This is a genomic window from Pantoea sp. BR_17, assembly GCF_041955125.1.
Taxonomy (GTDB): Bacteria; Pseudomonadota; Gammaproteobacteria; order Enterobacterales; family Enterobacteriaceae; genus Pantoea; species Pantoea stewartii.
This window is the reverse complement of the sequence record NZ_JAVAXT010000014.1, coordinates 66636-80059: the sequence shown is the minus strand read 5'-3', so window position 1 is coordinate 80059 and position 13424 is coordinate 66636. Positions and strand designations below refer to the sequence as shown.

10 protein-coding genes and 1 pseudogene are annotated in these 13424 nt (G+C 52.6%); 3 read left to right on the top strand and 8 right to left on the bottom strand.

Features of this window, described 5'->3' with window-relative positions; all coding sequences use genetic code 11:
• Window positions 1-417: 417 nt before the first annotated feature.
• Window positions 418-1302 carry a helix-turn-helix transcriptional regulator gene (locus tag RAC60_RS19180; protein ID WP_058708894.1) on the bottom strand — a complete coding sequence of 295 codons (885 nt, stop codon included), beginning with the start codon at window positions 1300-1302 and terminating at the stop codon, window positions 418-420.
• Between the two features lie 169 nt (window positions 1303-1471).
• On the opposite strand from RAC60_RS19180, the gene RAC60_RS19175 reads away from it, so the two are divergent.
• Entirely contained in the window at window positions 1472-2377 is a 906-nt protein-coding gene (locus tag RAC60_RS19175) for a DMT family transporter (RefSeq protein WP_058702537.1), read from the top strand.
• Window positions 2378-2381: 4 nt separating this feature from the next.
• On the opposite strand, the gene RAC60_RS19170 is transcribed toward RAC60_RS19175, so the two are convergent.
• Window positions 2382-2726 (bottom strand): gamma-glutamylcyclotransferase family protein, encoded by a 345-nt coding sequence (locus RAC60_RS19170; RefSeq protein WP_033742448.1) that lies wholly within the window; start codon window positions 2724-2726, stop codon window positions 2382-2384.
• 312 nt (window positions 2727-3038) lie between these two features.
• Between RAC60_RS19170 and RAC60_RS19165 the strand changes: the two genes are divergently transcribed.
• Entirely contained in the window at window positions 3039-4697 is a 1659-nt protein-coding gene (locus tag RAC60_RS19165) for a methyl-accepting chemotaxis protein (protein WP_033742450.1), read from the top strand.
• A 252-nt stretch (window positions 4698-4949) separates the two neighbouring features.
• Here RAC60_RS19165 and RAC60_RS19160 read toward each other — a convergent pair whose 3' ends face one another.
• The 5 genes from RAC60_RS19160 to RAC60_RS19140 form a co-directional block, all read right to left on the bottom strand.
• Window positions 4950-8024, bottom strand: a complete 3075-nt coding sequence (locus tag RAC60_RS19160) for an efflux RND transporter permease subunit (RefSeq protein ID WP_172913183.1) — start codon at window positions 8022-8024, stop codon at window positions 4950-4952.
• Window positions 8021-9154: an efflux RND transporter periplasmic adaptor subunit gene (locus tag RAC60_RS19155; protein ID WP_058708899.1), complete on the bottom strand. Its 1134-nt coding sequence runs from the start codon at window positions 9152-9154 to the stop codon at window positions 8021-8023. Before RAC60_RS19155 ends, RAC60_RS19160 begins: the two co-directional genes overlap by 4 nt.
• A 117-nt stretch (window positions 9155-9271) precedes the next feature.
• Window positions 9272-10459, bottom strand: coding sequence for a cell wall metabolism sensor histidine kinase WalK (locus tag RAC60_RS19150; RefSeq protein WP_058708900.1), 1188 nt, complete (start codon window positions 10457-10459; stop codon window positions 9272-9274).
• A complete protein-coding gene (locus RAC60_RS19145) occupies window positions 10456-11148 on the bottom strand; it encodes a response regulator (RefSeq protein ID WP_006121952.1) in 693 nt (230 codons plus the stop codon). The genes RAC60_RS19150 and RAC60_RS19145 overlap by 4 nt, the downstream gene beginning before the upstream one ends.
• A 639-nt stretch (window positions 11149-11787) precedes the next feature.
• Entirely contained in the window at window positions 11788-12072 is a 285-nt protein-coding gene (locus RAC60_RS19140; protein WP_006121951.1) for a hypothetical protein, read from the bottom strand.
• Window positions 12073-12247: 175 nt separating this feature from the next.
• Between RAC60_RS19140 and RAC60_RS19135 the strand changes: the two genes are divergently transcribed.
• Window positions 12248-12559, top strand: a complete 312-nt coding sequence (locus RAC60_RS19135) for a hypothetical protein (RefSeq protein WP_006121950.1) — start codon at window positions 12248-12250, stop codon at window positions 12557-12559.
• Window positions 12560-12566: 7 nt separating this feature from the next.
• On the opposite strand, the pseudogene RAC60_RS19130 reads toward RAC60_RS19135, so the two are convergent.
• Window positions 12567-12953 (bottom strand): annotated as a pseudogene (locus RAC60_RS19130) (bleomycin resistance protein).
• Between the last annotated feature and the right edge of the window lie 471 nt (window positions 12954-13424).

Here is a 13424-nt window from a genome sequence, read left to right as displayed (position 1 = left end):
TGCCAGTACGTCAGTGGTGTGGTTCCGTTGTGCAAGGCAGGGGTGCCGCATTGCCGTTCCACGCTTAAAAACGCTTTACGGATGCCTTACAGCAAGGATGCCGTCCATCCGGGAGGCGGGAATAGCGCATTTTTGAACATAAACATGACGGTGGTCCTTATGGTCTGATTCATGATTAACCGGACAAAAGGCCAGTCATCGCGACGGGAAGCCTGCTGTCGCCCCTGGGCGAGCAAAACCATCACGAAAGCGTTTTACTCACCGGAGGGTGAAAAGAAGGTTATCCCGTCACAGGGCGTCCGAATGAATCTGCACGTAGTGTAATCAGGTTACACAATGCGTCAAAGCACGAACCGCCAATGTGTGAGGATTGGTTTAGGTTAACTCGCGGGGTGCTTCGTCCATGACTGAGACGATTCACAACAATTGAGGGCCGCTGGCCATGCGTAACTGCGACGGCGTCGATCCGGTCACCTGCTTAAACCGGTTACTGAAATGGCTCAGTGAGTTAAAACCATTCTCCAGTGCAATCTCGGTTAACGACAATGATGTCGATACGATCATCTGACGCGCGTTTTCCATCCGGCGTTTCATCACGTACTGGTGAGGTGCAACGCCGAGTGACTGACGAAACATCCGGGCAAAATGATATTCACTCAGACTGGCCTGGCTGGCGAGAACGTTCAGAGTAAGGGGCAGAGCCAGGTGCGCATCAATAAACGCCAGGGTATTGCGCAACACATAGGGAGCAAGTCCGCCCGTGACAGAGGGAAGCCGCCACTGGACACACGAATAGTGTTGAATCAGATGGGTTAACAACAACGTGCTGGCGGTGCTCAGCATCAGCTGATTGGCTGGCTGCTGCCAGTCGCAGCTAAGTAAAAACTGGCGATACAACGCCGTAATCGTGTCATCACTGGCAAAAATCTTTTCATCGAGGGATAACGAGGCCGGGCTGCGATCCCAAATCTTTTCACCGACCTCTCGCAGGTGCTCATCTGTGCAGTAGAGATGCACGAAGGAGAGATCGCTGCGTACATCCCAGGTCGATTCACTGTGCTGCGGCATCAGGCAAAATTTATTCGGTCCGCCGCCGTTGCGCCATCCGTTTGCCGTTTTGTGGTAACTCTCATAACCATCAGCAATATACAGGCTGAGCGTATGATGATTGCTGTTAACGGTAACGCGGTCTTGTTTGTTGTGCCAGGCGGCCAGTCGGATGCCCGAATTAAGTATCACCGATTCCCGCAGCACGGCCTTTTTTTGACGCAGTGTTTCAAAGGTGTCGTAAACGCGAGACATGGCATGCTTCCGCTTGATAAACAGAGGTCCAGTCTAGGATGACAGACGTCAGGTAGCCAGATGTATCACGCTAAAATGCGCAAGATTTTGCAACCCGACCGCAACATGATGAAAGCCGACCCCTCGCGATTACGTCACAGTGAAGAGAGTCTGAGGCAGAGGGATAACGATGAACGCAATACTTTACGCCATTGTGGTCGTGATTTGGGGAACAACCTGGATCGCTATTTTTTTACAGCAGGGGCCTGTAGATGTCACGGTTTCGGTATTCTGGCGGTTTGCCATCGCCAGCGTCATTATGCTGATCCTGTTAACGCTGCTGGGACGCCTGCGCCGCCTGGCATGGCAGGACCATCTGTTTTGTCTGATCCAGGGATGCTGTGTGTTTTGCTTTAATTTTTGGTGTTTTTACACGGCTGCGGCTTACATTAATACAGGCCTGGAGTCGGTGATTTTTTCGATGGCCGTGCTCTATAACGCGGTAAACAGTTATATTTTCTTTGGCCAGCGCCCACGCCCCCGTTTCTGGTTTGCCGCCGCACTGGGATTAACCGGCATGGTCGTCCTGTTCTGGCACGATCTGCATATCAGCGACTGGAACAGTACCGCGCTCATGGGAATGGGGCTGTCAGCACTGGGTACCTTTGGTTTTTCATTAGGCAATATGATCAGCCTGCGCCATCAGCGTCGGCATCTTGAGACGATGACCACCAACGCCTGGGCCATGTTTTATGGTGCCCTCGTTATGGGCCTTATCGCTATTATTCGTGGTGCCAGCTTCTCACCGCAATGGACCTTCACTTATCTCGGTGCCTTACTTTACCTGGCGGTGTTTGGTTCCGTCATTGCTTTCTGGGCTTATTTCACCCTGATCAAACGCACAAGTGCGGGCAAAGCCGCCTACACCACACTTATGTTCCCTCTGGTCGCGTTATCGTTCTCCACACTTTTTGAAGGCTATACCTGGCAAAGTCATAGTGTGGCCGGCTTGCTACTGATTTTAAGCGGTAACCTGGTAATGTTTGCCCGCCCCATGCAGTGGTTCAGGCGTAAAGCGCTGACAAACGCGCATTAGCTGTTTATGCGCGCGGCGGTGTGCATTGCGGTTGCAGTTGATAGACGTAAGCGGTGACAGTGTCACCGTTTTCAAGAGTCACTTCCGTCCTGAGGCGATCGTACCCGTCTTCAAATTCGTCCAGCATGGGCCAGTATGATAAGAGATTATCAGAACTAAAAACGTAACCCTCAACGCGCGGACCTCGGCTATCCAGCACCAGACCAGGAAAGCCTGCGGCTGCCCCGCACCCCTGAGGATAGAAAATGCCGCTTACAAAGCCTGCCTGCCAGTTGCCTCCGACCCTGTCGAGAATGTGGGCATTACTGTGGCCCGGGCGCAAAGTGCCATAAACGAATAACCTTTCCATCATTATCTCTGTGTAAAAACCGCTACCTTAGCTGCACGAACTGCGGTTGTCATTATGGAGAACGTTCTATTTTAACGCACAGGCGGTGCGTAGCAATATGCGCTTATTATCATGGATTTATATTTTAATGAAACAACCTGTTCACATTTAACCCTATAGTTTCTGTTAGTGACAAAATATCCCGTCATAGTCGCTGTTTTCTTTTTTTCAAGGTTCTGGAAATAAAATTACGTTGTAAAGCCGGTTAGTTATTTGCCGATAAAGGCCTGTGAAAATAATTGTAGTTTTTACCTGTCCGGGGGAGTTTTTTCTATGACAATCACGCAGCGTTTAGTGCTGGCATTTTCTTTGCTCGCTTTATCACTTTGTGCGCTTGTTGCTGTTTCTTTATCTGTGATTTCGGGCTTTCAGTCGCGCTTTGAATATGTTCAGGTTAATGCTATTCCCAGCATTAAAGATCTGAATAAGTCAATTAGCGCAACTAACCAACTGGGGCTGGCCCTGTATCGCCATCAGACGGCGACAGACAGCGCTAAGCAGGCTGAAGCAGAACAAAAAATTAATACCATTATTAATAACATCAAGTCATTAAATGATTATTATATGGCGAATGATATTTCCAGTGATGAAGATAAAGAAATGACCGTTGGGGCCAATCGTAACCTCGATGCGGTCCGCAGCGCGTTACCTGCTTTTCTTGCTGCGTCACGTAGCCATAATAATGAACTGTCACTTTCTCTCCTGCAAAGTGACAATGGCATTGGCGCTGCCGCACGTAAAATGGAGTCTGATTTCACTAAACAAATTGAGCTGAACATTCAGATTGGTGATGCACTCAGAGCACAGAATAATCAGATTTATTCTAAGACCGTCTGGATGATGACCTGTGCCTCACTGTTGGTTATTTTGCTGCTCGGTGCGTTCTCAATAAATATTATTGTTGGCATTAAACGTAGCCTTACCAGCATCAAAGATACCATGGCTGAAGTGAGCAGCAATTTGGATCTGACACGCTTAGCGCCGGTGTTGAGAAAGGATGAGATTGGTCAAACGGCTATGGCGTTTAATGATCTGCTTAAGCGTGTATCGACTACGCTGCTGTCAGTCAATCATGCGGCGCAATCCGTCAGCACAGGATCGACGCAGATTGCGGCTGGCAACGAAGATTTGTCATCTCGCACTGAGCAACAGGCCGCCTCGCTGGAAGAGACATCGGTTAGTATGGCTACGCTCAGCGATACCGTACGGCAAAATGCCGAGGGCGCAGTCCAGGCCAGCAACCTGGCCAATAACGCCAATAAACTGTCCAGGCAGAACGGCGAAGCCGTGAGTCAGATGCTGACCACGATGGATGAAATTCGCGGTAGCTCAGCCAAAATATCTGATATCACAGGGCTGATCGAAGGTATTGCATTTCAGACGAATATTCTGGCCCTTAACGCCGCCGTTGAAGCTGCCCGTGCGGGTGAGCATGGCCGTGGTTTTGCGGTCGTGGCATCAGAAGTTCGCAATCTGGCACAACGTTCGTCATCCGCGGCTCGTGAAATTAAAGAGTTAATCACCACGTCTGTTTCGCAGGTTGAACAGGGGCTGACGCAGGCAACAAGCGTAGGCAGTAACTCCGATAACGTGGGCCATGCTATTCAGCAGGTTGCCGATCTGGTTAATGAAATTGCCGCTGCTACAGCCGAGCAAAGCAAAGGCATTGAGCAGGTGCACCAGGCTATCGGCCAGATGGATGAGGTCACGCAGCAGAACGCCTCCCTGGTTGAGGAAGCTTCATCTGCATCCAAATCTTTACAGGAGCAGGCGGAAACGTTGTCGAGACTGGTGTCAACGTTCAAAGTTAACGAGAGCGTCACGCAGGTGGCAGTATCGTCCCCTGTAGCCGTGAGCTATGCATCGCCTGTGTTAAAAAGACCGCAACTGAATGCCACCGGTGCAGACAAGGTTAACTGGGAAAGTTTCTGATGCGCTGTCACTGGGCCTGATCACTTCAGGCCCAGAACACGAGCGCTGCGATATCGCAGCGCTTTCTTATTGATATGCGTTTTGCGTGGCGAAAAGCCTTGTTTTTGGCGCATAAGACGCGTTTCTCTCTTTCGATGCACGCTAGTGATACTGTGCAGGCCTTGTGCGCCATTCATGCCCTCCATACCCGGACCGTATGCCTCATTCCGTTGCGCACTGCGATCAGTAACCCAGTGACAATATTCGCCGCCCTCATTTGCGCGATCGGGGCGCGCCGCGGTTTTCCCATGCCATTATCAGGCTGAGTGAGGCAGGCAGCAGGGTCAGCGTGACCAATGTGCCGGTGATCAGCCCACCGATGATCGCGAATGCCATTGGCCCCCAGAAAACCTGATGTGAAATAGGTAACATGCCGAAGATTGCCGCGCAGGCAGTGAGCAGGATGGGGCGCGCCCGGTGCAGTGCGGCATGGCGGATGGCGTCACCCTGTGCCATGCCAGCCTGCGCATGGCTGTCTACCTCGCTGATCATGATTACGGCGTTACGGATAATCATGCCCGCCAGCGCAATGATGCCCAGCAGTGCGACAAACCCCATCGGCGTGCCACCCGGTAACATTGCCAGGACAATCCCCGGCAGGCCGAAAGGTGCCATCAGCAGCGCAAGCAGCATTCTGGAGAACCGCTTCAACTGCAGCATCAATAACACAAGCATGCAGCACAGGGTGACCGGCAAAACGGCAAACACTGAACTGTTACCTTTATTCGACTCGGCGACGGTTCCACCTTCTTCAATGGCGTAACCTGCGGGCAAGGTTGCCCGCAGAGTATCCAGGCCAGGTCTCAGTTGATCAGACACCGTTTCGGCCCGTTGCTCAGGTGCAATATCGGTTTGCACGGTGATATAGGGCAAACGCTGTCGTCGCCAAATCACCGGATCGTCGAGCTGCCATTTCAGTGTGGCGACCTGCCCAAGCGGAATTTTTTGCCCGGAAGCTGTGTTGAGCATCAGGCTGTCTAAGATGGCTGTGTCCTGTCGTTCCCGATCGTTGCCGCGCAGAACCACATCTATCAGCCGGTTATGATCGCGAACCGTGGTCACGGTACTGCCGGACATGACAGTATTCAGTGTGGAAGCAATGCTTTCTGAGGAGACGCCGACGGCGCGTGCAGCAGTCTGGTTTACCTCAACATTGATTTCCCGCTCGGGCTCGCCAGCCGTCATATTTACCTCACGCGTATTCGGCGAACGCGAAAGTTGAGCAGCCAGTTTTTCCGCGATGTCCCGTACTTTGCTGTAGTCAGGGCCGGTGACGCGGTATTTCAATGGCCAGCCGACGGGTGGGCCCAGTTCGAGAGGGGCCACACGGGCAGTCAGATCGCTGAAATCCCGCGCCAGTGTCGCCTCCAGGCGGCGTCGAACGCGATCGCGCGCTTCCAGGTTCTTAGTCACCACAACCAGTTGCGCCACATTTTCATTGTCCAGCAAGACTTCCATGGGCAAATAAAACCGCACGGCACCTGCGCCGACATAGCTGGAGAAGTGATCGACATCGTGATCGGCGCGCAACAGGGTTTCCAGCTGTGCGGTACGCCGTGTCGTTTCACTTTGAGAGGCATTTGCCGCCAGCGAAAGATTCACTAACAGCTCGGGACGATCGGACGCGGGGAAGAATTCGCCCTGCATCAATGTAGTGCCTGCAATCCCCATTCCCAGCAATAACAAGGCGCTTATCACGGTTGTCCAGCGGTAGTGTAAAACCCGATCAAGCAGACGACGATAGCAGCGGGCCATCAGCCCGGGAGGTGGTGATGGGGCTGTCACCTGCTCAGTTAACAGCCAGGTGCCGATAACCGGGGAAAACAGAATCGCCACGACCCAGGAGCACAGCAGCGAGATCAGCACGACTGCAAAAAGGGAGTAACAATATTCACCGGCGCTGGAGGCCGCAAAACCGACCGGAATAAAACCGGCGATCATCACCAGCGTTCCCGTCAGCATAGGAAAAGCGGTGGTTTTAAACGCAAAGGTTGCGGCCTGCGCTTTGCTGTCTCCCGCCTCAAGGCGGGAAACCATGGTTTCAACCGTGATCATGGCATCATCGACCAGTAAACCCAGCGCAATAATGAGAGCCCCCAGCGAAATGCGTTGCAGGCCAATACCGGCCACTGTCATGCCGACGAATGTCATGGCCAGAACGAGGGGAATAGCAGCGGCGACCACCAGCCCGGCACGGAAACCCAGCGAGAAAAACGAGATTGCCAGAACGATCAGTACCGCTTCCGCCAGCACCCGCACAAAGCCACTGACGGCGGTTTTAACAACGGTGGATTGATCAGCGATCTTCACCATCGTGATGCCGTGCGGGAGCTGGGCGGCAATCGTCTCCATGCGCGCATGAATGGCCTGACCAAATTTCAGCATATTACCCGTCGGGGCCATGGAGATGGCCAGGCCAATGCCAGGCTCGCCGTTGACCCGGAAGGTTGACGCCGGCGGTTCAGCAGGCTGAAGCGTTATCGTGGCAATACTGGTCAGCGGGATAAAGCGCTGGCCGATATGTAAGGTAATGGCCTTAAGGTTATCAGCCGAGGTCAATGCACCACTGACATGAAGTGCAATATTTTCTTTATCAGTGCGTATTACACCTGCGGGCGCAACGGCATTTTGCGCGGCCAGAGCATCACTTACCTCCCGAAGCGTAAGGCCCATGCCCGCTAACTGCCGTGGCGAAAACGCGATAACAATGTGTTCTTCCTGTTCGCCGGGCAGGGTAATTTTACCCATGTCTGGCACATCCATCAGGCTTCGACGGATCTCATCGACTTTATCCCGCAGTTCTCGCGGACTGAAGCCATCGGCCGTAAAGCCATAAATCGTGCCATAGGTGTCGCCAAATTCGTCATTAACAGCGGGACCCTGAACGCCTTGTGGAAGCGATGAGGCGATATCCTGCATTTTTTTCCGAATCTGGTACCAGATAGTCGGGACCTGATCCGGCGGCGTATCATCACGCAGGTTAACAAAGATGACGGCCTTTCCCGCCCGGGTTTCACTCTCGATAAAATCCAGGAACGGTGTTTCCTGCAGTTTTTTTTCCAGCGTATCCGTCACTAACTGCATCGTGTCTTCCACCGTGGCACCGGGCCATTGTGCGGACACGACCGCCGTTTTGATGGTAAACGCCGGATCTTCATTACGGGGCAGATCGATGTAACTCAGTACACCCGTCGTCATCACCAACAGCATGAAAAACACCACCAGTTGCTGATGTGCTAACGCCCAGGCAGAGAGATTAAAGCGGGCTCTTTCAGCCGATCTTCTCATTTTTCATCCTCCCCGGACTGTACCCGCTCTCCCGGCAAGAGCGTTTTCACGCCTGCGGTGACTACGCGCTCACCCGGTATCACGCCAGCACTGAGATAGATATGTTGGGCATCGAAGCGCGCCAGCGTGACCGGCCTGAGTGAAAGCTGATGGGACTGGGTGTTCACCACAAAAACGGCGGGACGATCACCGGCACGCGTGAGAGCGCTGGCGGGCAGGGTGACAACCTGTTCGGCTTTACCGGGAAAGGCCCCCACGACGGTCGACCCCAACGCCATAGCGACCGGCGGTTGAGGCAGCATGACACGCAGCCGCCAGGTGCGGGTCTGCGGATCGGCCTGCGGACTGATATCGCGAAAATGCCCTTGTGTCTTTATCGCAGGGTTCGATAACAGCGTAATGCTGAAGGGCGTGGAGGAGGCGTACTCCGCCAGCGAGGGTTCAGCAAGGTCAAAGACAGCATCGCGATCGCCATCAGCGGCAAGCGTCATTACGGACTGCGCGGCGCTTACCACCTGACCCGGCTGGACATTGACGGCGGTAATGACACCGGCGCGCGGCGCGGTAAGCTGCGTCCAGTTGAGATTATCCTGGGCATTTTTAAGCGCGGCTTCACTGCTCTGACGCCGTGAAACGGCCGCCTGCCAGTCACCTTTTGCACTGTCTAACTGCGAACGGGAAATGGCCCCACCGGGCATCAGCTGCTGCATACGACGCAGCGTTAGTGCGGCAACATGTTCTGAAGCGCGCGCACTCGCCAGATCGGCAGTGGCACTGCTGAGCTGGTTTTGAGCGGCATTACTGTCTAAGGTCGCCAGAACCTGACCGGCATTCACATGCTGTCCAATGTCCGTGGTGCGGGTAATGACGCGGCCATCCAGCCTGAAAGCCAGCGAAATTTCTTCATGGGCACGAATTTCACCCGTCTGCGTCATCAGTCCACCGCTGGAGAAGGGCGGAACCAGTACTGTCCGCACGGGACGAGGCGCTTCACGCGCAGGCGGCGCTTCCTCCCGGCAGCCTGACAGGATAAGCATGCCTGCCACGACAAACAGTGACGGTAACACATAACCCGGAAAGCTCAGATGACGCAGCGCCTGGCGGGCAAAAGCGGGAATAAAATCTGTCATAACCGTATTCCTGAAATGAGACAGGCTCATTTAAAGCGGGTTATGTCCAGAAACCTTCGATGAATTATCAAGAAATGGTCAAGGCAGACAAAAAAGCCTGTACAGGCCAGCACGCACTCAGATTGAGCGCGCGTCGTCAGATAAAGGCAAAGCGATCGTAATCTGCAGTCCGCCGTCCGCAGGCAAACGTGCAAATATCTCCCCACCGTGCGCCTCCACGATAGCCTTCGCAATAGACATGCCGAGACCGCTTCCGCCGGAATGCCGTGCGCGTGACGATTCTGCCCGGGTGAAACGGTCGAAAATGACAGGCAGAAACTGAGGATCCACGCCCGGCCCATAGTCACGAAACTGCAGTGTGACAGCGGCGGGCGAGGTATGAGCGGTCACATAAAACCGTTTCCCCTCTGCGGCATAGCGCAGTGCATTTTCCGTTAAGATGGTTACCACCTGGCCCAGCCGGGAGACATCGCCAGTGAAAGAGAGTTGGCCGGGTGACTGCACCTCAATCACCATCTGTTCGGCTTCAGCCTGAGGCGCTAGCCACGCCGTACGTTCGCGTAACAGTTCGGTAAGGTTAAACCGGCTCAGGCTGAGCGTAAGCTGGCCAGCTTCCGCTAACGATAATAAGTGCAGTTCATCCGTCAGGCGGCTCAGCTGCGTCAGCTGCTTCATGATCATGGAGAACTGCTGAGGTTCCGGCGCAAATACGCCGTCGACAATGCCTTGTAAGCGGCCAATGGCTGCGGTGAGTGGCGATCGTAGTTCATGAGCAATGGCAACCTGCGAAGCTTTAAGTTCGCGTTCGTAACGGGCTAACTGCTGGGTCATCAGATTAAAGTCTTCCGTAAACCGCACTAATTCCTGTGGCGCGCCGTCGACCTGACCGACCGATGTGCCGAATTTCCCCTGTGCCACATCGCGTGCCGCATTCGCCAGCTGACTAAACTGTTTCGCCAGCGGTCGGGCGAAGCGCAGCCCCATTACAATAAAGAACGGAATCACCACGGCGACCAGCACGGCGACCGTCAGCCAGTCAGCCGAGGCGATTGACGGGTCGGAAAAGCCGACGCCCCACCACTGATCGACAATCTGATGAAAGCGAGCCGGTGCCTGCTCCGGGTGTAACCGTATGCGGGAAAACTCCGCCCAGACGTCCGCAGGCATGCGAGAGTAAACCCAGAGCATTTGCAGCGCGAAACGCAGCCACATGCAAAACGCGATAAGGATGACGCTTCCCAGACCGATTATCAAAATACGGATGCAGATCCAGCGCCACATTGAGTCGTGCGTTTTTAGTTTCATGGTTGTCTGAACCTGTAACCCACGCTGCGAACCGCAGGTAAGATATCTGACATGCCTGCGGCTTCCAGTTTGCGTCGCAGGTTATAAACATGGGTATCAACCACGCGCTCAAGCGCATCACTTTCAGGCAGGCAGTGTTCAAGCAAGAATAAGCGACTAAACGGGCGGGTTGGGGCGCGCATCAACGTCACCAGAATCGAAAACTCCGTTGGGGTCAGATCGAGCCGCTGAATGCCCTGTTCATTTTTTACTACCGCTGTCAGCGATTCAGTGTCGACTTCCAGGCCCGCCCAACACAATGTGCTGTCGGGGACGGTACTTTGTTGGGTGCGACGTAAAACGGCCTGAACACGTGCGACGACCTCGCCAGGATGGTAGGGTTTCACCACATAATCATCTGCACCATAGCGTAATGCGCCGATCCTGTCGGGGGCATCTCCCATCGCTGTCACCATAATCACTGGTGTATTTCCCCTGCGTCGAAGGGCCGCCAGAACTTCCGTGCCGTTCATGACGGGCAGCATCACATCAAGCAGAATGAGATCGGGCTGCCACCGTTGCGCGTGGTCAAGTCCTGTCATTCCATCGCCAGCAATCATCACCGTGTAGCCTTCACGTTTAAGATAGGCTTCAAGTACGCCGGCTGCATCGGCATCATCTTCGATAATCAGTACACGTTTAGACTTCATTGGGGCCACTTTGACTTTTTCTCCCTCATTTCCCGTATGTGCCCGCACCGCTCTATTGGCATGTCAGCCGTGTCGTCTGCATTTAATGTGATTAAGCAAAACGATAATAACCTGAAAAAATCGGCAAGACATGGTCAGTTTAATGTCGGCTGGAGGAAGAGAAGGGAATGCGCAGGATGCCAGAGAGAAAAACAATACGCCTAATAAAAAAACGTGATGAAAAAGGGCTCGATCAGAAATAATGAACGGACATCAGACGCTTTTTCATGTTGTTATCAAACGGCTGACCAGGCGGAGTCAGACGTTTACGTTTAAGGCATTACGGGGGTTGCTCAGTGTGGGGAATGTCTGCGATGCCGATGCGTTAGCGCTGGGCAGAAAAAATGACACTGTCACTTTTATGGTGAGCGTTTTGCTCAGGCAAGACTGGCATGGTGCCGGGCAGGAAGTGGTTACGGGCAGGCCAGGTGACGTTCATACAAGGCTGTCCGACTGATACGATGAAAAACCGCCCGGTTTAATAACGCCGCCGCGTAATGTCTGGCGCAAACCTGATCGGTCGCGTGATTTATCGCTTCTGTGCAAGGCCGCCCCACAGCAGCCTTCATCTGCTACGGGGCGGCCAGCATGAATCCGTATTTACCCTTTATGGCACGCGACGCGATCATAACCGGTAAGTGCGGATTTCGCCGTCGCTTTACGCTTTCTGCTGTTAACTTTGGGCAGCCAGATTTTAAATTGCTCCGCCAGTTGCTTCGCCTGTTGTTCATCCGTGGTACGACAGATAAACAGTTTACTCTTGGTTTGATTGGTCACATCGGTGGCATAAATTTCGTAACTTCCGCCACGGTGATCGTATTCAATATCCGTGAAATGCATGTGTGGCCACAGGCCCGTTCTGACCTCAAACTTGCTCAATTCCATAATTTTTACCGTTTTTGTTTTTTGCTGTGATGAATGTCGTTCCCCTGGTCGGGCCACTAAATGTAGAACAAATTCGGATTTGTGCCAGCCGACAACATTATTTTTCACTGCCAGTCTTAATTTTTTATAAAAACAGCGTGTTACCATGACATTACGTCATTAAAAGGAGAAAACGATGATTGTCAGAACCTGGCATGGTTGTGTCCCTCAGCAGCACGCAGAGGCATTTTTTACGCATCTACAGAAGACGGGCGTGCAGCATGCAGAATCGGTACCCGGTAACACAGGCGCTTTTATTCATCAGGTTGCACAGGGAGAGTGGCAGCATTTCTTTCTGGCCACATACTGGCGGGATCTGGCGGCAGTGAAAGCGTTTGCTGGCGAGGATTACCCGGTGGCAGTTACCTATGCGGATGACGAACAGTTTGGGTTGATCTCCGATCCCTATGTCTTTCACCATCAGGTCAGCGAGGTGGTCGCGCTGTAATGTTTTTTCAGTCTAAGACCTGACAAAAACGCAGCAGGTAGCCATCTGGATCCTGAACCAGTAACTCCTGCTGGCGTTCATATTTCTCACCCGTAGAGTAGGCGTTTTCGCTAAGTGGTCGGAACAAGGGCGTGCCCGTTTTCACCAGGCGCGTGTGAAGCTGCTGAATATTGGAGACTTCTGTCTGGAAGTTAATACCGCGTCCCAAAGGATACTGCATCTCTGCGGTGTGCCAGCCCGCGTCATGCTGCTGTTAAATCATTAATTGCGCTTCACCATAACAGAGATAAGCGAAGTCTGAATGAATGCGTCTTATTCTCAAAGTAAACCCCAGTTCATCGACATAAAACGCAAAGGATCTGGCAAAATCAGTGACAGTCAGTTCCGGCACCATCGAATTCCAGAAGCCAGAATCAGCAGGTTCAACTGACGATGTAGTGACGCCTAATTCCTTGTTCATAAGAAAAAAATCTAAAAGTTAGAAAAGTGATCACCGTCACATTATGAGTGCAACGCGTGTATCAAAACTCCGACTTTCCCTTAGAAAATGCTATCTGTCAACAATGTAGATACCGCCTGGCAGCATTTGCAGAATGTGCGGTAATCTCTTCATGAAACTGTCAAACATATCTGTTTATTTAATGTGATTAATCTGGTAAACCTAATAAAGATCGTGTCAATTTGTGAATTGAATGAAGCGTTTAATGTTTGGTTAAGGTTACGAGCGTATCATTTGGCATCGTTATGAAGTGAATATTTTTCTAATATTTGACTTCACGATCAGAGGTCAGTGTACTTTGCCTCTTTTCGCGGATTTTAACGGAAAAAAATGAGCATAAGATTACATTTTGGCTGTTTTCATATT

Coding starts and splice junctions, on each gene's coding strand:
- RAC60_RS19155 (WP_058708899.1), bottom strand. CDS start 9,154: ATGACAGATTTTATTCCCGCTTTTGCCCGCCAGGCGCTGCGTCATCTG.
- RAC60_RS19135 (WP_006121950.1), top strand. CDS start 12,248: ATGATTGTCAGAACCTGGCATGGTTGTGTCCCTCAGCAGCACGCAGAG.
- RAC60_RS19150 (WP_058708900.1), bottom strand. CDS start 10,459: ATGAAACTAAAAACGCACGACTCAATGTGGCGCTGGATCTGCATCCGT.
- RAC60_RS19160 (WP_172913183.1), bottom strand. CDS start 8,024: ATGAGAAGATCGGCTGAAAGAGCCCGCTTTAATCTCTCTGCCTGGGCG.
- RAC60_RS19165 (WP_033742450.1), top strand. CDS start 3,039: ATGACAATCACGCAGCGTTTAGTGCTGGCATTTTCTTTGCTCGCTTTA.
- RAC60_RS19170 (WP_033742448.1), bottom strand. CDS start 2,726: ATGGAAAGGTTATTCGTTTATGGCACTTTGCGCCCGGGCCACAGTAAT.
- RAC60_RS19140 (WP_006121951.1), bottom strand. CDS start 12,072: ATGGAATTGAGCAAGTTTGAGGTCAGAACGGGCCTGTGGCCACACATG.
- RAC60_RS19175 (WP_058702537.1), top strand. CDS start 1,472: ATGAACGCAATACTTTACGCCATTGTGGTCGTGATTTGGGGAACAACC.
- RAC60_RS19145 (WP_006121952.1), bottom strand. CDS start 11,148: ATGAAGTCTAAACGTGTACTGATTATCGAAGATGATGCCGATGCAGCC.
- RAC60_RS19180 (WP_058708894.1), bottom strand. CDS start 1,302: ATGTCTCGCGTTTACGACACCTTTGAAACACTGCGTCAAAAAAAGGCC.